This is a genomic window from Mesorhizobium sp. M0276, from assembly GCF_040321755.1.
GTDB lineage: Bacteria > Pseudomonadota > Alphaproteobacteria > Rhizobiales > Rhizobiaceae > Mesorhizobium.
The window spans coordinates 117,188-137,985 of the sequence record NZ_JAMYSC010000011.1; the positions used below are offsets into that span (position 1 = coordinate 117,188).

Sequence of the window (20,798 nt, forward strand, 5' to 3'; positions counted from 1 at the left end):
TGGAGGGCACGGTTCTTGTTGCGGAAGATCGTTGCACTCAAACGGGTCCTCTACGACGCGCTTGGCCATTTCAACACCGATGACGGCTGGGCGATGGCCAGCCATCTGGCGATCACATCGTTGATGGCCCTGTTCCCATTCCTGATCTTTGCCACGACGCTGGCGAGCTTCCTCGGCGCGCAGGCGTTCTCAGACACGGCCGTGCACCTTGTGTTCGACACCTGGCCCGAGCAGATCGCCAAGCCGATCGCGCGCGAGGTGCTCAATGTGCTGACCGTCAGGCGCACCGATCTCTTGACCTATGGCGTGCTGCTTGCCGCCTACTTCGCCTCGAACGGCATCGAGGCGCTGCGCACGTCGCTCAACCGCGCCTATCGTGTCTCGGAAACGCGCGGCATCATTTACCGCCGGGTGCAGAGCATTATCTTCGTGCTCATCGCAACGGCCGGGTTTCTGGCGATCAGCGTGCTTCTGGTGTTCGCGCCGCTGCTGGCGCGGCTCGCCGAAGCCCATATCGACTGGATCAAGCCCTATATGGGCACCATCACGCTGTGGCGTTATGTGATCGCCTCGGCGGTCATCGTCGGCGGATTGTTTGCCGTCCATTTCTGGTTGCCGGCGGGCAAGCGTCGCCTGGTGTCGATCGTCCCGGGCATCATCTTCACGCTTTCCGGATGGCTTGTCGGCTCGACTGTCTTCGCCACCTATCTCGACCATTTCTCGTCCTACGTGACGACCTATGCCGGCCTCGCCTCGATCATGATCGCCGTGGTCTTCCTCTACATGGTCTCGGCGATCTTCATCCTTGGCGGCGAGCTCAATGCCGCGATCAGCCGCTATCTGGAGGCCCGCGCCCGGGTTGGATGACGGCCGAATTGGAGAACGGGGAACGGGAGAATTGAGGAACTGGAGAATTGAAGAATTGAAGAATTAAAGAAGGTAGCACCCAGCGCCAGATGGGCCCATTTTCCTCAATTCCTCAATTCCTCAATTCCTCAATTCCTCAATTCCTCAATTCCTCAATTCCTCAATTCCTCAATTCTACAATTCCACCCTTTGTCTGCCGCGCCGTTGCCAGGCCGACGCCGAATGTGGTGATCGCCATGCCGGCAATCTGCAGCGCGTTGAGCTGCTCGTCGAACAAGGCCCAGGCGATGATGGCCGTCACCGCCGGCACCAAATAGAACAACGAGGCCACTTTCGACATCTCGCCGTCGCGGATCATCACCATCAGCAGGAAGATGGCGCCGAGCGACAGCACCAGCACCAGCCAGGCCATGGCGAAGATCAATTCGCCGTTGATGACGACCGTATGCGTCTCGAAGGCGAGCGAAGCCAGGAGCATCAGCGAGGCGCCGCCGACATACTGCCACATGGTCGCCGCGACGAGGTCGCCGCCGGATGCGAAGCGCTTCTGCCAGATGGTGCCGGCACTCATGCCGAGCACCGAGACCAGCGAAGCGGCCAGTGTCGCCGCTGTTACGCCGCCGCCGAGCGCGCCGAGCTTCGGCCACAGCACGATGACGATGCCGACGAGGCCGATGCCAAGGCCAAGCCAGTGGCGTGGCAGGATCGCCTCGCCGAGAAGCTTGCCGGCAAGCACCGCCGTGATCAGCGGCTGCAGGCCGACGATCAGGGCCGAAAAGCCGGCCGGCATGCCGTGGTGGATGGCCCAGAACACGGCACCGAGATAGACGCCGTGCATCAGTATGCCGGCGCCGGTGGCATGCAATGCCTCCTCGCGGGTGGCTCCCTTCGAGCCCAGCACCAGCATCAGGACGGCCAGCAGGATGGCGGCGATGACGAAACGCGCGGCAAGGAAGGTGAACGGCTCCGCCCACGGCATGGCATAGCGCGCGCCGATGAAGCCGGTCGCCCACAAGACGACGAAGGTGGCGGGAATGAACCGCTTGATGCTGTGCATGTTCCGGAGACCGCCTGGGAGAAGTTGAACGTGGCGCTGCTCTACTGCGCTTCAATGCGACGCGCAAAGTGAAACCGTTGATCCATGCATCATCGGAATTCAACGGCCGGTGCACTTGGCGGGCGGTTTCTCGGATGTCACTGGGCTCAAAGCCCGACTGCCCGCCTGATGTCTTCGGGTGATGAGCCGGCATGGCGCAAGGCGGCAAGGCCGGTATCGCCGAGGCTCTTGGACAGCTTTCGTCCATCCGGCTCGAGGATGAGACGATGATGGAAATAGGCAGGCTGCGGCAGCCCGAGGAGTTCCTGCAGCAGGCGCTGCACGGCGGTGGCGGAAAACAGATCCTGCCCGCGCACGACGTGGCTGATGCCTTGCAGCGCATCGTCCATGACGACGGCGAGGTGGTAGCTGGTCGGGATGTCGCGGCGCGCCACGATCACGTCGCCCCACTCCTGCGGGCGGGCTTCGATAGAGCGTGCCACAAGCAGCGTCTCGTCGGAATACTCGGTCCATGACAGGGCCTTGCCGACACGCGCCATGGCCGCGCTGACATCCAGTCGCCAGGCGAAAGGCGTGTTTTCGGCGATCCGCCGCTTGCGTTCCTTCATCGGCAGCGCCTTGTCTGCGGCCGGATAGAGCGGTACGCCGTCGGGATCGCGCGGCCAGTCGCGTCCGTGCTTTTCGCTATCGGTGATGAAGGCGCGGATCTCGCCACGGCTCATGAAGGCGGGATAGACGAGTTCTTCCGCGATCAGCCGGTCAAGCATCGCCTTGTACTCGGCGAAATGCTCGGACTGGCGGCGCACCGGCTCTTCCCATGCGAGCCCCAGCCATTTCAGATCGGCAAGCACGCCGGCCTCGAATTGCGGCGTGCAGCGCGTCGTGTCGATATCCTCGATGCGCAGCAGCAGGCGGCCGTCCCCCTGTGTCGCGAGCTTCTGGTTGAGCAGCGCCGAATAGGCGTGGCCGAGATGCAGTTCGCCATTGGGGCTGGGCGCGAAGCGGAATGTCAGGAGTGTCATCTCATCTGCGGCAATCGGGTTGTGCGGCGGTTTTGCCAATTGCTACCGTGCAGCCGGTCGAGGAACAAGAAAGCATGCAGCGTATCGTGACATCGAACGACATTGCCCGGGGCCTAGACGCGCTTTGCGTGATCGACCCACGCCTGGAAAAGGTGCGCGGCATGGCCGGCGAGGTGCCGCTGCGGCTTTCAGAGCCGGGGTTTCGAAGCCTGGCGTCGATTGTCGTTTCACAGCAAGTGTCGCGCGCCAGCGCCGATGCGATCTTCGGTCGGCTGACCAAGCTCGTCGATCCGCTGACGCCGCAGGCTATCCTGGCTGCCGGCGAAGACATGTTTCGCGAGGCGGGCCTGTCGCGGCCGAAGCAGCGTGGCCTGATCGCAATTGCGAAAGCCGTGGTCGACGGCCTCGACCTGCATCACCTCTGTTGGCTCGATGCCCAGGAGGCGATCACGACGATGACGGCGGTGCCGGGCATCGGTCCGTGGACGGCGGAAGTATACCTGTTGTTTGCCGCCGGGCATCCCGACATCTTCCCCGCGCGCGACGTCGCCTTGCAGAGCGCGGTCGGCCATGCGCTTGGCATAGACCCGCGTCCGCCGGAGAAAACACTGATCCAACTCGCCGAATCATGGAGCCCGTGGCGAGGTGTCGCATCGCGGCTTTTCTGGTCCTATTATCGCGAAACCAGAGGGCGGGACGCCGCACCACCGGCCTGAAACCGCAAAAAAGCATGAAAATCCTATCTTTTTGCTGCTTCGACGACGCGACAATCCGCTTCACATCCCTGTCATGTCGGGCTTACAGTATCCTCGCCGTTCGGTTCTAGAACCAAGGAGGTAAACACGTGACGGTTGCCGTATCTCCGGATGGGCTTCCAGCACTTGTGCTGAATGCGGATTACCGTCCGCTCAGCTATTACCCTTTGTCGCTCTGGTCCTGGCAGGACGCGATCAAGGCGGTGTTCCTCGATCGGGTGAACATCGTCGCCGAATACGAGCACGCCGTCTCCTCGCCGACCTTCTCGATGAAGCTGCCGAGCGTGGTCAGCCTGAAGGCCTATGTGAAGCCGTCGAGGCATCCGGCCTTCACCCGCTTCAACGTCTTCCTGCGCGACCGATTCCAGTGCCAGTATTGCGGCACGCCGGAGGACCTGACCTTCGATCACGTCATCCCCCGCCATCGTGGCGGTGCCACGACATGGGAGAATGTCGTTGCCGCCTGCTCGCCCTGCAACCTCAGGAAAGGCGGCATGATGCCGGCGCACGCCAAGATGTGGCCGCTGCAGAAGCCTTTCCAGCCGACGGTGCATGATCTGCACAATAACGGCCGCCTGTTCCCGCCCAACCATCTGCATGAAAGCTGGATGGATTATCTCTACTGGGATGTCGAACTCGAGCCCTGAGATCGGGCCAGCTCGGTCGCTCACTTATCAGCGGCTTCGCGCTTAAGGACCGGCTTCCCCCACTCCGTCGCTGCTTCGCAGCGCCACCTCTCCCCCCTCCGGAGGGAGAGGAAGGGAGCCCAGCGTGAGGAGCGGTGGCTAGAATAAGTTCGCGCCCTTCCTCTACCCCGTTGATCGGGGGAGAGGTGGCTCGGCGAAGCCGAGACGGAGTGGGGGTCGATCTGGCTCGGACGTCGAACGCCGCGCGATCCGACTCAGCCTGGCCAATTTTGGCTCAGTCGCGCGTGAAAGCGCCGCGGAAGGCGACGGCGGCGAGGATCAGGCTGGCGATGGCGTTCCAGCCGGCCAGCGACAGGCCAAGGATGCGCAGCGCCGCCTTGTCGCAGGATGGCGGCACGAATTTGTCGAGCGCGTCGAGCACGCCCTTGCCGCCGGTGTCGACCGGTCCAGCACCCGCGGTGCAATCGGTCGGGCCGGCCCACCACTGCCATTCGACGCCGGAGTGATAGACGCCGAGATAGAGGCCATAGAGCATCAGCAGGCCGCCGACAGCCAGCAGGCCGCGCGTCAGCCAGGCCGGTGCGTGCAGCATCGATGCTATCGCCGCCAGCACCATCAGCGGCACGCCGATGTAGTAGGGTGTGCGCTGCTCCAGGCAGAGGTGGCAGGGAATGTAGCCGCCGAGATACTGGAAGCCGAGCGCCGAGCCGACGGTGGCGGCCATGGCGACGGCGAGGAACAGAGCCGTGCGCTGGCGCCCGGCGTCGGCATTCATGGTCGCTGTCATTTCAATCGGCTCCGTCCGGCTCGCAATGGCTGTCTTCAGAGGGCGTATTTGACTGTTATATAGAGCAAAATCAGGGCGGCCGCCGCGGTGCCTGCAATCAGGCCGAGGCGCTTTTCGATGAAATCGCGGATCGGCTCGCCATAGCGGCGCAAGAGCCAGGCGAGCAGCAGGAAGCGACCGCCGCGCGCCACGATCGCCAGCACGGTGAACAGCAGCAAATTGACGCCGATGACGCCCGACAGGATCGTCACCACCTTGATCGGCGGCAAATGGGCCGCGCCCGAAGTGATCAGCATCAGGATGATGAAGCCGACACCCGCGCCCGCGCGCAGCGTCTCGAACTCGTCATATTTGCCGTAGAATTCGAGGATCGGCCGCGCCACCGCGTCATAGGCGTAGTGGCCGATAAACCAGCCGGCGATGCCGCCCAGCACCGAGGCCACGGTGGCGATCAGCGCATAGCGGTAGGCACGATCCGGCCGCGACAGCGCCATCGGCAGATAGAGCACGTCGGCCGGCACCAGGAACACCGAGCTTTCGACGAAGGCGATGAAGGCCAGCCACCATTCGGCGGATTTGCGGGCCGCCAGCGACAACGTCCAGTCGTAAAGTCCGCGAAGCATCGCCACTCCTAACGCATGTCGCCCAAAATTGCGCAGCGATATTCTCCGGCAGCCGCGCTTTGATGCGCCGCTTGTCTAGAAAGATTTGCCGCACTGCACAATGGCAGCGCCGTCACGAAATCGAAAGACGCAGTTTGGTCGCATCCGGCATGCCGGAGAATTCATGCCGGAGAATTGGCCAGCCGGAGAATTGGCCAGTTGACGAACGGGCCCCCAACCGTATAGTCCCGCGCCATCCAGGCCGCCCGGCCTGAGCCCCTATGGCGGAATTGGTAGACGCGCTCGACTCAAAATCGAGTTCCGCAAGGAGTGCTGGTTCGATCCCGGCTAGGGGCACCACTGACCACCGGCAAGCCCAGTAATTGCAAGGCTTTCAAGGGCTTAGACGTCCCCCGAGGTACATCGTTGAGGTACATTGAGGGGTCCAAACATCATGGGTAGCGTGACCGTGGATTACTGGCAGGAGCGCAAGAGTAAGAAGCTGGGCAGTTCCAGCTATCGTTACCGGCGCGTCGTCGAGCGAGAGCTGCGACCTATACTGGACAAGGGTGAGATCACCATTCCGTTGGGGAATGCCAAGGGTGACGCGCTGGTGAAGTACCGGCAAGTGCATCGCGAGGTCGAGCAGACGCTGGCAGCGGCATGGGACGAGGTGCGCGGCATCAACCGCCCCAAGACCGCGCGGGAGTTGTTCCAAGAGACCGTCGAACGGATCAAGGCGCTGGGGCTCAACCCGTACCGGCAGCCGACTGACGATGATAGGGAGGGCGTGGAGGACGACCAAGAGACGCGCGACTGGATCGAGCACAGCGCTGTGGTTGAGGGCATCGCAGCTAAGTACCCAACCGACCCCGAGACCGATTACCCTATGGGGGTGAGCGCTGAAGACACGCGGCTTGTGCGAATGCTCAACACTGCCCGCCCCAGGACACCCGCGCCGACCATCGAAGACGCCAAGAAGCTCTATCTCAAGGACCGCTTCGCGTTGAACGATCCGAAGCCTCTGGAGCGCCGGAAGGATGAGCAGCGCGCAGAGCGGGCGGTGGGCTACATTGCCAAGGCGCTGACACGCAGCGGCCAGCCCTCGTGGCGACCTCAGTCCTATTGTCGGACCCGTCAGGCCCTCGAACGGCTCTTGCCGGGGATGGCTGAGGAGATCGCCGCGAAGTTACCCCTCAGGTTCGTTGAGGCGGGGTAGGGGGTCAGTTTGAAATTCAGGGTTTTGGGGGTTTTCGTGATGATTTACCAAAATCTTCAGGCGACAAACCACCAGCCAGTGGAAGTCCAAGATCGCGGCTTTCAAGCCACATTAGCCTTTGGTCCTGATATTCATCAGAGGCAAGAATATCAGCATGCGCCATCCCCATGGCATGAAGAAGGGCCTGAACCTCGTCGACGCCAAGGGCGCGGAATGCCCGCTTCCATGTTGGAAAAGCAATTTCATAATTACAGCGATACCGGTCATCATCTTCGCGTACCGGTCGATGAAATATGCAGGCTATTTCCTGCTCACCCATCTCGAATGTCCGCGACACAAACGGCTGATCCATTGAAGAGCTGCCTCCGCTAAGTAGTGCACCTTAGCCGTTACGATAGAGTTCGCAAATGGGGCGAACTCGGTCGTTCGGAGTGATTGGATCAAAGGCGAAGCGCACAAACCGGCTACGATGGCACCCAGAGATGGCGCGAGCTGAGGAGGCTTGACCCGAGGTACAGCGCCTGATACCCACTGAGGTACATCGAGACTATCGGACTTCGGGGGCGGCATGCCCATAAGGTCTTGTTATCGCTGAGAGATTGTTCGGTCTAGGCGCTGGTTCGATCCAGCCCCAGTACCCCGGCTAGGGGCACCACTGCCTTTTCGAACAACCGGCGTTGCAATCCGAAAAATTTGACCTTCAGCGATCAAGACGCTTTGCGCGCTCCGGCGGGATCGCCGTCGTTGGCCGCGCTAAGCTCACCGGTCGCCAGCAGGTCCAATTCGTCGAATGCCCGTTCGAGATCGGCACTCACATCCGCGGCCGGTCCGCTGTGCCGGTCCTGGCGCGTTAGCGTTTCCAACCTGTGTTGAAGGTCGCGGTTCTCATCGCGGCAACGGGCATGGACGAGCTCGTCGGTCATACCGCGCAAGCGCAGGTCCGCGAGTTGAACCCTCACCGCGGCATAGTCCTTGCGCGCCGCATCGCGCTCCTCGCGTAACTTCGCGATCTCGGCTTGCGAAGCGCGGCGCCAATGCTCGGCTTCCCCGGCACCGTCCCCGACATGGCTCGCCGGTGCGCGCACCACGGCGTGATCGACGAGCAGAGTCGTGGTCCGGCGCTGGAGCGAGCGCAATTCTCTCTCGAGCCCCGCGGCCCGCTCTTGCGCGGCGGCGGCGCAATCGTTGAGCACGCCGCGCTCATGCTCGGCCGTGGACAGCCGCGCTTGCAGGTCTTGCTGCACCGCCATCTGCCGCGACAGTTTGCCGGTCAGTTGCTCGTTGAGAAGCTGGTAATCCGCGACCTTGGCATGAAGCAGCATGGCCGCCTGTTCCAGGCCGGCAAGCCGCGATGCAACGTCCTCACGCGCCCGCTCGGCGGCTTGCCTGGCCATGATCTCATCGGCAAGCTGCTCCGAGATCCGCGCCAGATTGCGTCCCAGGCGCTCGACCTCGACATTCGCCTTGAGGAACCGCGCTTCGCGCTGGTTGGCGTGCCTGTCGGCCTCCGCAATGGCCTGACCGGTACTGTCGAGTTCGACCTTCAGGTCGGCGATGGTCGCGCTCGCGATCGACAGCTCGTGCGATTTCCGCTCAAGTTCTTTCGATGCGCGATCATGCAGGTGTTCGAGCCTGGCCGTCGCCCCTTGCAACTCCCATGTCTCGGTATCGAGCGCGTCGGCATGGCGCGTCCGCGCATCGAGCCTGACCAGATAGTCTTGCAGGGAGGACCATGCTTGACGCGACAATTCCAGCCCTTGCGCCACGCCTTTCAAATGGGCGGCCAAATCGTCACCGGAATGCAGAATCGACTGATGGCGGGACAAGGGGGAGGAAACGTGCCTGCCCTGTCCCGTCTGAATTGAAGCGGGGGAAGCAGCCAGCGGGTCCGACTGGGTCAACCCGTTGGGCTTCTCTTCGAAGAAAGGCGAAGCCGTGCCGGCTTGAATGCTTCGGATCAGCTCTTCCAGCGCGTCATCGTCGCATCTTCGGACAACGGCACTGGCCTCTGCACTGATGTGCCGGGCGCCGTTGGCCTCATGATTCAGCGACATTTTTCTCTCATCGCTACCGAATCACTGAAGTATCGCGGATCAACAACAAGATTGCGAGTAGATTTTGCCGGCTGTCACGGAAAAAGTGCTGTCGAAAAAATCTCGTTTTTTTATGAACAGACGTCAATATTAGCATCGACTGTTGGGAATCGAAGTAAGTCCTCGGCCACCTCTATCAATTATCCAGCGCTTGCAGCGAAATATGCCGTTCTCTCGGGACCGAGCCTGGCCACCTTACCGCCGTCCCAGCAGGCTCTTCATGCGGTTGCGCAGCAGGCGGGCCATGTTGCGGGTTTCGCGGTAGAGGTGCAGTTGCGAGGCGGCCTGGCGGGTGAGGCGGTCGGCGTCCGGCGTCAGCCCGATCACCAGCGTGCCCATCGGCTTGCGCTCGGCCCACAGCCGGCTCATCACCGGATGGTCGGGCACGGAGCAGGAATCGGTCATCATGATGTTGGGATCGTCGAGATGCTGCCTGGTCACCTCGATCGTCAGCAGCGTGCCCGGCGAATAGGCGGCAAGCGTCTCGTCATAGGCCGTTTTCCAGGTGTAGGCGACGCCGGTTTCGACGAAGACGATCAGGCAGGCGATGGTGCGGCCGTCGAGCGTCAGCGAATGGATGCGGCACATGTCCTGCTCGGCCAGCCGGTGCACCGCCTCGCGGGCGAAGGCGGCGCGGTAGCGGTCGATCGCCATGGCGGTGCGTTCGCGGCCTTTCCAGCCGGCCGCTTCCAGCGTCAGGAAGCTTTCGATGGCGTGGCGGATGTCTTCGGGCCCGCGCGCCACGACATGCTCCAGCCTGCCGAGGTCGCCAAGCCGCCGCTTCAGCCGGCGGAACTCGCGATAATGGTGCGGGCGCAGCGAGGCCTTGAGATAGTCGTCGCCGTCGGCTTCGCTCTCCAGCGCCGGGCGCTGCGTCTGGCCGGTGGTGACCAGCATCAGGCCGCGCGTCTCGGCCACGGTGGCAATCAGGCTCGCCGCCGGGCCGTCGAGCCGGATATCGGGCAGGACGAACACTTTCGGCAGTTTGAGGTGCGGGCGCGACAGCATCGAGAAGAAATCCTCGACGACGCCGACCGGATCGTCACGGTCGACCAGCGGCGTGCCGAGCGGACCGAACGGGCTCGACCATGTGCGCATGACCGGCACGCCGAGCGGCATGGCCGGCCGCTCCACCGAGAACGGCGCCAGGAGGCGCAGCCGGTTGCGATATTCGTCGCCGTCGCGGATGACCGCCAGCCGCACCTCGCGATCCTCCAGCCGCGGCATGGCCGGCGCCAGGAAGCGTGGGTTGAAGAAGACGTTGGGCTCGACCGTGCGGGCGCAGAGATAATCCAGCTCCTCGACCAGGTCGAAGCCGGCCGATGCCGGGTAGATGGCGAGTTTGCGCTCGGGCCGGTTGTTGGCGAGGATCTCGATATGGGCAGGGTCGGGGTCGCGGGCCAGTCCGGCGAGGCCGGACACCATGGCGCCGGCGCTGCCGCCGCTGGTTTCCTCAAGCAACGGGATGGCGGCCATCACGCGGCTCCTTTCGCAGGCACGAAGATGAGCATGACGATGCCGAGCTTGCGCCACACCGTGAAGGACAGCGCGCTGGCTTCGAAGATCATGGCAAAGGCGGTGGCCATGGCCGCGCCCCACAGGCCGAACATCGGGATCAGCACCACGTTGAGGGCGATGTTGAAGGCCAGCGTCATGGCATAGACGGCGGCGCAGATGTTCTGGTTGCCGCTCATCGTCAGCAGGCTCTCGCAAGGGCCGACGGCGGCGCGGGCCACGACGCCGAAGACGAGCAGGAACAGCAGGGGATAGCCACTGCCGAATTCAGGGCCGAACAGCACCAGCATCGGTTCGCCGAGCGCCAGCACCAGCAGCGCCATCAGCAGCGATGGCCAGAACGTCCACGACACCGTCTCGCGGGCAAAGGCGGCGAGCCTTTGCGGGTCGCCATGGGTGAACTGCGCATAGCGCTGGGCAACGCCGGCCTTGACGGCGAAATAGACGAAATGCACCAGCGCCAGCGTCTTCACCGTGGCGAAATAGACGGCGACGTCGTTGGGATCCATATAGGCGCCGACCATCAGCACGTCGGCATTGGTGAGCAGGAAGAAGAAGCTTTCGACCAGGAAGATCGGCAGCGAGACGACGAACCATTGCGCGAAATGCACCTTCATCGGCCCGGCCGGGACCTGCCTTTCCATGCGCTGGGTGACGCCGATGAGCTGACCGAGCGTGGTGGCGTAGGTGGCGGCGATCGAGGCGAAGATCGCCGTCCTGGCGTCGGGCGCGTAGCCCGCCAGCAGCATCAGCGCCATGAACAGCAGGATCAGGATGGGTCGCACCAGATAGGTCGGCGACAGCGCAAACAGCGCCCAGCTGTTGGCGCGTGCCAGTCCCGACAGAAGGTCCGACATGGCGATCATCGGCAGGCAGATGACGCCGAGGATGAACGGGATCACATAGTAGTTTTCGATCCAGGGTGCCGCCAGCCAGACGCCGAGCGCGCCGAGCCCGGCGATGAGCGTGGAGGCGATCAGCACGAACAGGCGGCTGGCCAGAACGATGCCGCGCAGTTCGTCCATCAGGCCGCGCTCGCGGTATTCGGGAATGAAGCGGATGACCGAGGTGTGGAAGCCGAGGCAGGCGAGGTTGCCGACGATCACCATCGTCACCCAGACGAGGACGAAGATGCCGTATTCGAACGAGCCCATCCAGCGCGCCATCAGCACCTGGCTGATGAAGGCGATGACGGCGCTGACGATGCGGATGGAGAAGGCGATGACCGACATGCGGCCGGCCTCGCCGCGCTCGTCGGCGGTGAACAGCACGGCATCGATGCGGCCAAGCAGCGGCCTCATGCGCAGCGCCCAACGCTGCGGCAAGAACCGCCCGGCAGTCGTGGCCGCGGAAAAGCGCACCCCGATTTCTCTCCGTTTTCCGCTTCTTTTTCAGGGTTGGGTGTAGCGGAGACACATTAAGAAACGGTTGGGTGAGGGGCTTCCTTCTCCGTCCCTATACCAGGGCTATCGCATATGGATTCTTGCGAAGAAGAACCCCCACCCTAACCCTCCCCACAAGGGGGAGGGAACGCTGCCGCGTGCCTTTAATTCTTCTTGGCGCCGAAAAGACAAGCGATTCTCATGGGCCAGCGCCAACGGAAGTCTCCCTCCCTTGTGGGGAGGGGTTAGGGGTGGGGGTCCGTGCCGGGCAGACATCTCAGGAATTCCGTATGCGATAGCCCTGGGCACTATACGGGGAGAAGGTGCCGGCAGGCGGATGAGGGGCGGCGCAGGCTTCGGGGATTTGCGCTGTGGCTAAACAAAAACGCATTCTTATCGAGAGCTATAGCGTCAAAGTGCGGTTGCTGTTGAAAAGGAATTCTGTTTCTCTTCGCAACCATTGGGGGAATACGTGCAAGTCGAAGATTTTATTCACAGATGGACGGCGCGGGAAGGCGGCGCGGAGCGCGCCAACTATCAGATGTTCCTGTCCGAATTCTGCGACGTCATCGGTGTTCCACGTCCTGAACCCTCCGGTGCGGAACGCGAACACAATGACTACGTGTTCGAACGGGCGGTTCGGCGGCGTGCAAGCGACGAAATCGCCTCATCCAAGCGAATCGATCTTTATAAGAAAGGCTGCTTCATACTCGAAGCCAAACAGTCGCGATTGCCGGGCGCGAAGAACGCCATTCCGGGGCAGGGCGCACTGTTCGCTGACGAACCGGAACAACTCGGCAAGCGCAGTGTCGCGCGCGGCTGGGATGTAATGATGCAGAACGCCCGCAAGCAGGCAGAGGAGTACGTCTATCTGCTCGATGCCAGCCACCCCGCGCCACCCTTCGTCATCGCCTGCGACGTCGGTAACGCGTTCGAGGTTTTCGCTGACTTCACCGGCACGGGTCGCGCCTATAGCCAGTTTCCTGACCGCAAGGGTTTTCGCGTCTATCTGGACGATTTGAGGAACAAGGAAACGCGTGAGTTTTTTGCGCGTATCTGGACCGATCCGGCGAGTCTTGATCCGGCAAAGGAATCGGCGCGGGTCACGCGCGAGATTGCCAAGCGGTTGGCAGAAGTCAGCAAGGCGCTGGAGAAAAATCATCCAGCCGAAGAGGTGGCGCATTTTCTTATGCGCTGCATCTTCACGATGTTCGCGGAAGATGTGGATTTGCTGCCAAAGGGCTCGTTCACCGAACTGCTGGAGGATTGCGTCAAATCGCCTTCCGCATTTGTGCCGCTGATCGAGGAACTGTGGGCAAAGATGGACGAACCGGAGCAGAAGAAGCGGTTCTTCTCGGCGTTCCGCGCCGAACTTCGCTATTTCAACGGCAATCTGTTCAAGAATGCGCGCGCCTTCCCGCTTGGCCGTGAAGAAATCGGAGAACTGCTGCAGGCAGCAAAGGCGAAGTGGACGGAGGTCGATCCTGCGATCTTCGGCACACTGCTGGAACAGGCGCTGGAGCCGGGCGAGCGCAAGAAGCTAGGTGCACATTATACGCCGCGCTCCTATGTGCAGCGGCTCGTCGAGGTTACGGTGATGGAGCCGTTACGTGGCGATTGGCAGAAGGCGCTCACCAAGGCCGAAGCCGCGAAGGATGAGCACGACGACGCCAAAGCGATCGAGATCGTGCGCGGCTTCCACCATCAGCTTTGTCTGACGCGCGTGCTCGATCCTGCCTGCGGCACCGGCAATTTCCTTTATGTCAGCCTTGAATTGATGAAGAAGCTAGAAGGCGAGGTACTGGAAACACTGGCTCGGCTTGGCTTCAACGAAAGCCTTGGTCTGGAGCGCGAGACCGTCGATCCGCATCAGTTCCTCGGGCTAGAACTCAATCCGCGCGCTGCGGCGATCGCCGAATTGGTAGTGTGGATCGGCTATCTGCAACAGCACTACCGCACCCGGACAGGCCATCCGGCAGAACCCATTTTGCAGGCGTTCAAGAACATCAATTTCGGCCATCGCGAAGGCTATGATGCTGTTTTGACTTGGGACGGCTACCCAGTGCCCAAGGTTGTTGAAAAGGACGGCAGACGTATTGAAACTTACCCCAATGCGCGTCGCCCGGATTGGCCAAAAGCCGAATTTATCGTTGGAAATCCCCCCTTTATCAAGGGTAGCGAAATGCGCAGCGAATTGGGTGATCAATATGCGCAGACAATCTGGCGAGTATACGATCATATCTCAGGTGGCGCCGATTTTGTCATGTTCTGGTGGGATCAAGCGGCAACCGAGATCGCGGCCGATCGGACCATTCGACGATTTGGGTTCGTCACAACGAACAAGATAGCTCAGGGATATAGTCGCGACGTCGTCGCGTATCATCTTTCCGCGAAAAGACCTGTGGCAATCATCTGGGCGATTGATGACCATCCTTGGTATCGCCGGAGTGGGGGTGCTGCCCAAGTCCGAATTTCGATGACCGTAGTGGAAAGCATTCGACAAACAGGCAGGCTTTTATCGGTGATCCGTGAAGCTGATCTGGCGAGTGATCAGCCCGAGATAGTAGTTTCTAAGAAGGTTGGGCTAATCAATCCAGATCTGACCACAGGTGTGGACATTGCTAAGTCGCGCAGCCTCCTCGCCAACGCGGGATGCTGCTTCGACGGGGTGAAGCTCCACGGGAGGGGTTTCATCATAGACAGGAAACAAGCTCACCACTTGGGCCTTGGAGTGAGGCCTGGACTGGAGCGCCATATCCGCCCCTACAAGAACGGAATGGACCTTAAAATGACGCGTCCGGAAAGGATGGTCATTGATATGTGGGGGCTGGACGAGAAAGACATAAGATCTGCCTATCCCGAGGTATATCAGCACTTGATGGCGGTGAGGGCTGAGCGTCAAGCCGTCATAGATAACAAACGCGCCAAAGGCGGGGAACCAAGTAAGGACTTGCTTACCTATCTAGAAAACTGGTGGCTTTTTGGAAAGCCTCGGCCGGAGCTTCGGCCGGCCCTGTCGAACCTCAAGCGTTACATTGGGACGATTGATACGGCCCGACACCGTGTGTTTCAATTCATCAATTCAGAGATAGTTTGCGACGACAAAGTCGTAATAGTAACAGATGACGATGCCTCGATTCTCGCAATGCTTTCGTCTCGCATTCATGTAACTTGGGCTAATCGTGCAGGTGGTTGGCTAGGGGTTGGCAACGACCCTGTGTATGTCAAAACGCAAGGCGTCGAGTTCTTCGCCAACCTCGCGGAGCTGTAGCTGTAGTGCCTCCGAAAGATCGGGAAAGGGGAACGGGTCGAAAACGAAAGAGGGTGTTGGCCGAGCACTCCGACCTGACATTGACCGCACTCTACAATGTCTTGGAAAAGTTGAAAGCCGGCGACGAACTGACCGGCAAGGACGAGGACGTCAGGCTGCGCGGATTAGTACTAATCCTGAAGGAACTCCACGAGACGACGGACCGGTTCACGGCAGAAGCCCGCCCGCTCGGCGCCAGCCGTTCGAGAATCTGCTCATCCGAAAGGTCTACCGGCCAACCGTAGGCGAGGGAAGAAGCGGCCGGCCATACACGCTGGCTCAGGCCCGAGTATCAGATATCGCGCTTCGCTAAGGGAGCATCGGCCAAGACCGGCGAGTTGGATCTCAGCGAAACGGTGGTGGCAATCGACGAAAGTAAGCCAGTATTTCCGAAAGATCGCTATGAGCAGCCATTGGCCGTGGAAGCGTTGCTTTCGGCAAGTGCTGTCCCGCTCGACGCCGCGACTATCGCCCGTTCGTTCAAGGGTGGCGGCAAAAAGATCGAGCAGCGCGTGACGCAGGTGCTTCTCACACTGGCTCGCTATGGTCGGGTGACGACACTTCCGGACGGGAAATTCGCCTCGCGCAAGGCAGCCTAGGGCAGACAAATGAAAGCGCCCGTTCCACCCTTCGCTGAGTTTTTCGTGCCTGTTCTCAGGGCGCTGGACGCGCTCGGCGGCTCCGCTTCGATCGAAGAGATCGACGACAAGACGGCTGCGTTGATGAACATTTCCGATACGGCGCGGGCCGTGCTGGTTGGCGATGGGCCAAGGTCGAAATTCGATTATCGCTGCGCCTGGGCGCGGAGCTGGCTGAAGAATGCGGGCCTCACGAACAACAGCGAGCGCGGCGTGTGGGCGCTCACGGCGGAAGGCCGTGCATCGCTGTCACTTGATCCGGAAGAAATCGTACGGCTTGTCAGGCGAGCCGACGCGGCATTGCGCAAGGCGAAAACTGTCGCTGCCCCTGAGCGTGCTGAGGCTGAAGCGGAAGCAGCTGATATCGCTTTGAAGGACTGGCGAGAGCAATTGCTCGACGTTCTCCTTGCGCTTGATCCGGCGGCCTTCGAGCGGTTGTGCCAGAGAATTCTCCGTGAGGCCGGCTTTATCAAGGTCGAGGTGACCGGGCGAAGCGGTGACGGTGGCATCGACGGAACCGGCGTATTGCGAGTCAACCTGCTTTCGTTCCATGTGCTGTTCCAGTGTAAGCGTTGGAAAGGCTCGGTGGGGTCAGGCGTCGTGCGCGACTTTCGCGGCGCAATGGTAGGTCGAGCCGACAAGGGTCTTGTCATCACCACCGGTACATTTACCGCGGATGCGCGGCGCGAGGCTGTGCGCGACGGAGCTCCGGCCATCGACTTGATCGATGGGGACGGATTATGCGACCTGCTCAAGGATCAGAAGATCGGCGTGCGGGTGAAGATGGTCGAGGAAGTGACGGTAGACGAAGCCGCTTTCGCGGGATTTTAGCGGGCAAGCCAGCGGGACAGCGCCCCCCTCTGGCCTGCCGGCCATCTCCCCCTCAGGTGGGGAGATTGGCTAATCGCTGACGTCCGCGCCGCCCCTCATCCGCCCTTCGGGCACCTTCTCCCCGTATAGTGACGGGGAGAAGGGAAAAGCGCGCCCTTAGGCGAACGCCCCGTGGCAGTGCTTATACTTCTTCCCCGAGCCGCAGGGGCAGGCTTCGTTGCGGCCGACCTTGCCCCAGGTGGCAGGGTTGTTGGGGTCGCGGTCTTCGGGGGCGACGATGGCGGTTGTCTCCGGGCGGATCAGCAGCGCCGTCTCGCCGCCTTCGAAGTCGTTCTCGCCGGTGGTGCCGTCGATATGGGTGCCGAACATGTCGGGGGCTTCGGGCGGCGGCGCTTCGGCGGCCTGGCGGACCAGTTCGACGCGCATCAGCTGCGCGGTGACGGCCTGGCGCAGATTGCCCAGCATCGCCTGGAACAGCTCGAACGCCTCGCTCTTGTACTCCTGCAGCGGATCGCGCTGGGCGTAGCCGCGGAAGCCGACGACCGAACGCAGATGGTCGAGATTGACGATGTGCTCGCGCCACAGATGGTCGAGCGTCTGCAGCACCACCGAACGTTCGACATAGTTCATCACCTCGGGGCCGAAGCGCTCGGCGCGCTCCCTGGCGGCGGCGTCGGCGGCCTGCGCGATACGCTCGCGGATATCGTCCTCGGCGATGCCCTCTTCCTTGACCCACTCTTCGATCGGCAGGTCGAGGTTGAGGAATTCGGCGGCCTCGGCCTTCAGGCCGGCAACATCCCACTGCTCGGCATAGGCGTTTTCGGGAATGGCCTTGGCGACGATCTCGTCGATGACGCCCTCGCGCATCTCGGCGATGGTCTCGCTCAGGCCTTCGCCGTCCATCAGCTCGATGCGCTGCTCGAACACCACCTTGCGCTGGTCGTTGGAAACGTCGTCATATTTCAGCAGATTCTTGCGGATGTCGAAGTTGCGCGCCTCGACCTTCTTCTGCGCCTTTTCCAGCGCCTTGTTGATCCACGGATGGATGATCGCCTCGTCTTCCTTGAGGCCGAGCTTCTGCAGCATGCCGTCCATGCGCTCGGAGCCGAAGATGCGCATCAGGTCGTCCTGCAGCGACAGGAAGAATTTCGAGCGGCCGGGGTCGCCCTGGCGACCGGAGCGGCCGCGCAGCTGGTTGTCGATGCGGCGCGATTCGTGGCGCTCGGTGGCGAGCACATAGAGGCCGCCGGCCGCCAGCGCCTTTTCCTTCAGGCGCTCGACGTCGGCCTGGATTTCCTTTTCGCGCGCTTCGCGCTCCGGACCGGCCGGCATGTCGCCGAGTTCCTCTTCGATGCGCATCTCGGCGTTGCCGCCAAGCTTGATGTCGGTGCCGCGGCCGGCCATGTTGGTGGCAATGGTGATGGCGCCCGGCTTGCCGGCCTGGGCGACGATGGCGGCCTCGCGCTCGTGATGGCGGGCGTTGAGCACCTCGAAACCGGTGAAGCCTTCCTTGCGCAGTCGCTCGGCCAGCTGCTCGGACTTTTCAATGGAAGTGGTGCCGACCAGCGTCGGCTGGCCCTTCGCGCTGGCTTCGCGGATCTCCCTGACGATCGCCTTGTATTTCTCCTCGACCGTCCGGTAGACCTCGTCGTCCTCGTCGATGCGGATGACCGGCAAATTGGTCGGGATCTCGGTGACGTCGAGATTGTAGATGTTGCCGAATTCCTCGGCCTCGGTCAGCGCCGTGCCGGTCATGCCGGAGAGCTTCTTGTAGAGGCGGAAGTAGTTCTGGAAGGTGACGGAGGCGAGCGTCTGGTTCTCCGGCTGGATCGCCACATGCTCCTTGGCTTCGAGCGCCTGGTGCAGGCCCTCCGAATAGCGGCGGCCGGGCATCATGCGGCCGGTGAACTCGTCGATGATGACGATCTCGCCGTTGCGCACGATATAATCCTTGTCCTTCTGGAACAGCCGGTGCGCCTTCAGCGCGTTGTTGACGTGGTGGACGATGGCGACGTTCTCGACGTCGTAGAGCGACTCGCCCTTGAGCAAGTCGGCGTCGCGCAAAAGGTTCTCGAGCTTCTCGGTGCCTTCCTCGGTGAAGATGGAGGTCTTCTGCTTCTCGTCGATTTCATAATCCTGCGGCTGCAGCTGGATGATGAAGGTGTCGATGGTGTTGTACATTTCCGAACGGTCCTCGAGCGGACCGGAAATGATCAGCGGCGTGCGCGCCTCGTCGACCAGGATGGAATCGACCTCGTCGACGATCGCGTAATTGTGACCGCGCTGCACCATCTGGGCGCGCTCGTACTTCATGTTGTCGCGCAGGTAGTCGAAGCCGAGCTCGTTGTTGGTGGCGTAGGTGACGTCGGACGCATAGGCGATGCGGCGTTCCTCGTCGGACAGGCCGTGCACGATGACGCCGACCGAGAGGCCGAGGAATTTGTAGACGCGGCCCATCCATTCGGAGTCGCGGGTGGCGAGATAATCGTTGACGGTGACGACATGGACGCCATTGCCGGCGAGCGCGTTGAGGTAGACCGGCAGCGTCGCCACCAGGGTCTTGCCCTCGCCGGTGCGCATCTCGGCAATGCCGCCATTGTGCAGCACCATGCCGCCGATCAGCTGGACATCGAAGGGCCGCATGCCGAGCACGCGGCGCGCCGCCTCGCGCGCAGTGGCAAAGGCGGGCACCAGAAGGTCATCGAGCGTGGCGCCGTTGGCGATGTCCTGGCGGAATTTCGCGGTGCGGCCGACCAGCTCCTCGTCGGAGAGCGCCCGCATCTCGTTTTCCATGGCGTTGATCGCCTCGACACGGGGCCGGGTCGATTTGACCCGACGGTCGTTGGAGGAACCGAAAACCTTACGGGCGAGACCGCCGAGACTGACCATCCAATGGTCCTTTCGATAGAATTCTCAAACATGAGATGAGCGCCGGCCGGCCCCATCAACTCCACGTGAACGTGGACAAACGCAAAAAGCGCCCGGAAAACGGTTCTGGACGCAAAGTCGTTGGACAGATAAGAGGGGGCTCAACTGATGTCAACGCCGCGCTGGGCCTGCCGGGCGCGCCAAATTCCGCCACAATCTGGCTGATCTGGAAGCCACCCGTCCTTACAATCCCCACCGGAGTCGTCTTATGTCCTTGTTGTTCCGCCGTGCGTCGCTTGCCAGCCTTGGCTTGGCCTTCGGCCTGTCGGCCCTTTCGCTGTCGCCGCTGATGGCGCAGCAAACCGCTCCCGCTCCGGCGGATGCGCCGGCCGCGGCACCGGTCGATCCGAATACGGTTATCGCCACGGTCAACGGCCAGCCCTTGACCGAGGCCGACCTGGTGCTTGCCGAAGGCGAGCTGTCGCAGCAGTTTGCACAGCTGCCGCCCGAGCAGCGCCGCGCCGCCGCTCTTTCGGCCGCCATCGAAATCCGCGTCATGGCCGCCCAGGCGGTCACGACAGGGCTCGACAAGGATCCCGACTTCCAGCGCCGCATGGCCTTCCTGCAGCAGCGTGCGCTGCATGGCGAGATGGTCGAGAAGGGCGTTGTCAACAAGGTCACCGACGCCGAGGTTCGCGCCCGCTACGACCAGGAAATCGCCAACACGCCGCCCACCAACGAGGTGCATGCCCGCCACATCCTCGTTAAGACCAAGGAAGAGGCCGAGGCCATCATCAAGCAGCTCGACGGCGGCGCCGATTTCCAGAAGCTCGCCAACGAGCACACCAGCGATCCCTCAGGCAAGACCAGCGGCGGCGATCTCGGCTGGTTCGGACCCGGCCAGATGGTGCCGGAGTTCGACAAGGCGGCCTTCGCGCTCGAAGTCGGCAAATACACCAAGCAGCCGGTGCAGTCGCAGTTCGGCTGGCATGTCATCAAGCTCGAGGACAAGCGCACCAAGCAGCCGCCGGCCTTCGACGACGTCAAGGACCAGGCCAAGCAGGCGGTCATCCGCGACAAGTATTTCGCGCTGGTCAAGTCGCTGCGCGCCGGCGCCAAGGTCGAAATCCCCGACGCGAACCTGAAGAAGGCGGTCGATACGCTGGAAAGCGCCAAGTAAGCCTGCAGAGAGTTTTTGAAGAGGG

The 20,798-nt window shown here is 62.0% G+C and carries 18 protein-coding genes and 1 tRNA gene; 10 read left to right on the forward strand and 9 right to left on the reverse strand.

The window, feature by feature from the left end; translation table 11 throughout:
• Positions 1–15 precede the first annotated feature (15 nt).
• Positions 16–867 carry a YihY/virulence factor BrkB family protein gene (locus NKJ01_RS11300; RefSeq protein WP_032906951.1) on the forward strand — a complete coding sequence of 284 codons (852 nt, stop codon included), beginning with the start codon at positions 16–18 and terminating at the stop codon, positions 865–867.
• A 160-nt stretch (positions 868–1,027) separates the two neighbouring features.
• On the opposite strand, the gene NKJ01_RS11305 is transcribed toward NKJ01_RS11300, so the two are convergent.
• Together NKJ01_RS11305 and gluQRS are read right to left on the reverse strand one after the other, a co-directional pair.
• Positions 1,028–1,924 carry a DMT family transporter gene (locus NKJ01_RS11305; protein WP_352727941.1) on the reverse strand — a complete coding sequence of 299 codons (897 nt, stop codon included), beginning with the start codon at positions 1,922–1,924 and terminating at the stop codon, positions 1,028–1,030.
• Between the two features lie 146 nt (positions 1,925–2,070).
• Positions 2,071–2,946: a tRNA glutamyl-Q(34) synthetase GluQRS gene (gene gluQRS, locus NKJ01_RS11310; RefSeq protein WP_352727943.1), complete on the reverse strand. Its 876-nt coding sequence runs from the start codon at positions 2,944–2,946 to the stop codon at positions 2,071–2,073.
• Positions 2,947–3,020: 74 nt separating this feature from the next.
• Here gluQRS and NKJ01_RS11315 point away from each other — a divergent pair, with 74 nt between their 5' ends.
• Both NKJ01_RS11315 and NKJ01_RS11320 read left to right on the forward strand, forming a co-directional pair.
• Positions 3,021–3,662 carry a DNA-3-methyladenine glycosylase family protein gene (locus NKJ01_RS11315; protein ID WP_352727945.1) on the forward strand — a complete coding sequence of 214 codons (642 nt, stop codon included), beginning with the start codon at positions 3,021–3,023 and terminating at the stop codon, positions 3,660–3,662.
• A gap of 128 nt (positions 3,663–3,790) precedes the next feature.
• Complete coding sequence (locus tag NKJ01_RS11320) at positions 3,791–4,348, forward strand: HNH endonuclease (protein ID WP_006328497.1); 558 nt, start codon at positions 3,791–3,793, stop codon at positions 4,346–4,348.
• Positions 4,349–4,622: 274 nt separating this feature from the next.
• Here the strand turns inward: NKJ01_RS11320 and NKJ01_RS11325 are convergent, their stop codons facing one another.
• Entirely contained in the window at positions 4,623–5,135 is a 513-nt protein-coding gene (locus NKJ01_RS11325; RefSeq protein ID WP_352727946.1) for a disulfide bond formation protein B, read from the reverse strand.
• Positions 5,136–5,170: 35 nt separating this feature from the next.
• On the reverse strand, positions 5,171–5,758 hold the full coding sequence (locus tag NKJ01_RS11330; RefSeq protein ID WP_023757201.1) for a YqaA family protein: 588 nt from the start codon (positions 5,756–5,758) through the stop codon (positions 5,171–5,173).
• Positions 5,759–6,012: 254 nt separating this feature from the next.
• Between NKJ01_RS11330 and NKJ01_RS11335 the strand changes: the two genes are divergently transcribed.
• Both NKJ01_RS11335 and NKJ01_RS11340 read left to right on the forward strand, forming a co-directional pair.
• Positions 6,013–6,097, forward strand: a tRNA-Leu gene (locus NKJ01_RS11335).
• A 94-nt stretch (positions 6,098–6,191) separates the two neighbouring features.
• Complete coding sequence (locus tag NKJ01_RS11340) at positions 6,192–6,956, forward strand: hypothetical protein (protein ID WP_352727948.1); 765 nt, start codon at positions 6,192–6,194, stop codon at positions 6,954–6,956.
• A 16-nt stretch (positions 6,957–6,972) separates the two neighbouring features.
• Here the strand turns inward: NKJ01_RS11340 and NKJ01_RS11345 are convergent, their stop codons facing one another.
• The 4 genes from NKJ01_RS11345 to NKJ01_RS11360 all read right to left on the reverse strand — a co-directional run bounded on the left by NKJ01_RS11345 (position 6,973) and on the right by NKJ01_RS11360 (position 11,925).
• Positions 6,973–7,308: a DUF6968 family protein gene (locus NKJ01_RS11345; RefSeq protein WP_352727950.1), complete on the reverse strand. Its 336-nt coding sequence runs from the start codon at positions 7,306–7,308 to the stop codon at positions 6,973–6,975.
• A 355-nt stretch (positions 7,309–7,663) separates the two neighbouring features.
• A complete protein-coding gene (locus tag NKJ01_RS11350; RefSeq protein ID WP_352727952.1) occupies positions 7,664–9,010 on the reverse strand; it encodes a coiled-coil domain-containing protein in 1,347 nt (448 codons plus the stop codon).
• A 234-nt stretch (positions 9,011–9,244) separates the two neighbouring features.
• Positions 9,245–10,525: a GNAT family N-acetyltransferase gene (locus NKJ01_RS11355; protein WP_352727954.1), complete on the reverse strand. Its 1,281-nt coding sequence runs from the start codon at positions 10,523–10,525 to the stop codon at positions 9,245–9,247.
• On the reverse strand, positions 10,525–11,925 hold the full coding sequence (locus NKJ01_RS11360; RefSeq protein ID WP_352727956.1) for a lipopolysaccharide biosynthesis protein: 1,401 nt from the start codon (positions 11,923–11,925) through the stop codon (positions 10,525–10,527). The genes NKJ01_RS11355 and NKJ01_RS11360 overlap by 1 nt, the downstream gene beginning before the upstream one ends.
• Positions 11,926–12,418: 493 nt before the next feature.
• Between NKJ01_RS11360 and NKJ01_RS11365 the strand changes: the two genes are divergently transcribed.
• The 4 genes from NKJ01_RS11365 (at position 12,419) to NKJ01_RS11380 (ending at position 16,725) form a co-directional block, all read left to right on the forward strand.
• Complete coding sequence (locus tag NKJ01_RS11365; RefSeq protein WP_352727958.1) at positions 12,419–15,217, forward strand: class I SAM-dependent DNA methyltransferase; 2,799 nt, start codon at positions 12,419–12,421, stop codon at positions 15,215–15,217.
• A 56-nt stretch (positions 15,218–15,273) separates the two neighbouring features.
• Entirely contained in the window at positions 15,274–15,501 is a 228-nt protein-coding gene (locus tag NKJ01_RS11370) for a hypothetical protein (RefSeq protein WP_352727960.1), read from the forward strand.
• A 114-nt stretch (positions 15,502–15,615) separates the two neighbouring features.
• Positions 15,616–15,855, forward strand: a complete 240-nt coding sequence (locus tag NKJ01_RS11375) for a hypothetical protein (RefSeq protein WP_352727962.1) — start codon at positions 15,616–15,618, stop codon at positions 15,853–15,855.
• 9 nt (positions 15,856–15,864) lie between these two features.
• The gene (locus NKJ01_RS11380) at positions 15,865–16,725 is read left to right on the forward strand and encodes a restriction endonuclease (protein WP_352727964.1); all 861 of its coding nucleotides are present in this window, start codon (positions 15,865–15,867) and stop codon (positions 16,723–16,725) included.
• Between the two features lie 156 nt (positions 16,726–16,881).
• On the opposite strand, the gene secA is transcribed toward NKJ01_RS11380, so the two are convergent.
• A complete protein-coding gene (gene secA, locus NKJ01_RS11385; protein ID WP_352727966.1) occupies positions 16,882–19,614 on the reverse strand; it encodes a preprotein translocase subunit SecA in 2,733 nt (910 codons plus the stop codon).
• Between the two features lie 247 nt (positions 19,615–19,861).
• Here secA and NKJ01_RS11390 point away from each other — a divergent pair, with 247 nt between their 5' ends.
• A complete protein-coding gene (locus tag NKJ01_RS11390) occupies positions 19,862–20,773 on the forward strand; it encodes a peptidylprolyl isomerase (RefSeq protein ID WP_352727968.1) in 912 nt (303 codons plus the stop codon).
• Positions 20,774–20,798: the final 25 nt, after the last annotated feature.

Excerpts from the sequence above, each read along its gene's own strand:
- NKJ01_RS11355 (WP_352727954.1), bottom strand. The coding sequence starts at position 10,525 with ATGGCCGCCATCCCGTTGCTTGAGGAAACCAGCGGCGGCAGCGCCGGC.
- gluQRS (WP_352727943.1), bottom strand. The coding sequence starts at position 2,946 with ATGACACTCCTGACATTCCGCTTCGCGCCCAGCCCCAATGGCGAACTG.
- NKJ01_RS11315 (WP_352727945.1), top strand. The coding sequence starts at position 3,021 with ATGCAGCGTATCGTGACATCGAACGACATTGCCCGGGGCCTAGACGCG.
- secA (WP_352727966.1), bottom strand. The coding sequence starts at position 19,614 with ATGGTCAGTCTCGGCGGTCTCGCCCGTAAGGTTTTCGGTTCCTCCAAC.
- NKJ01_RS11345 (WP_352727950.1), bottom strand. The coding sequence starts at position 7,308 with ATGGATCAGCCGTTTGTGTCGCGGACATTCGAGATGGGTGAGCAGGAA.
- NKJ01_RS11350 (WP_352727952.1), bottom strand. The coding sequence starts at position 9,010 with ATGTCGCTGAATCATGAGGCCAACGGCGCCCGGCACATCAGTGCAGAG.
- NKJ01_RS11340 (WP_352727948.1), top strand. The coding sequence starts at position 6,192 with ATGGGTAGCGTGACCGTGGATTACTGGCAGGAGCGCAAGAGTAAGAAG.
- NKJ01_RS11305 (WP_352727941.1), bottom strand. The coding sequence starts at position 1,924 with ATGCACAGCATCAAGCGGTTCATTCCCGCCACCTTCGTCGTCTTGTGG.
- NKJ01_RS11330 (WP_023757201.1), bottom strand. The coding sequence starts at position 5,758 with ATGCTTCGCGGACTTTACGACTGGACGTTGTCGCTGGCGGCCCGCAAA.
- NKJ01_RS11380 (WP_352727964.1), top strand. The coding sequence starts at position 15,865 with ATGAAAGCGCCCGTTCCACCCTTCGCTGAGTTTTTCGTGCCTGTTCTC.
- NKJ01_RS11390 (WP_352727968.1), top strand. The coding sequence starts at position 19,862 with ATGTCCTTGTTGTTCCGCCGTGCGTCGCTTGCCAGCCTTGGCTTGGCC.
- NKJ01_RS11325 (WP_352727946.1), bottom strand. The coding sequence starts at position 5,135 with ATGACAGCGACCATGAATGCCGACGCCGGGCGCCAGCGCACGGCTCTG.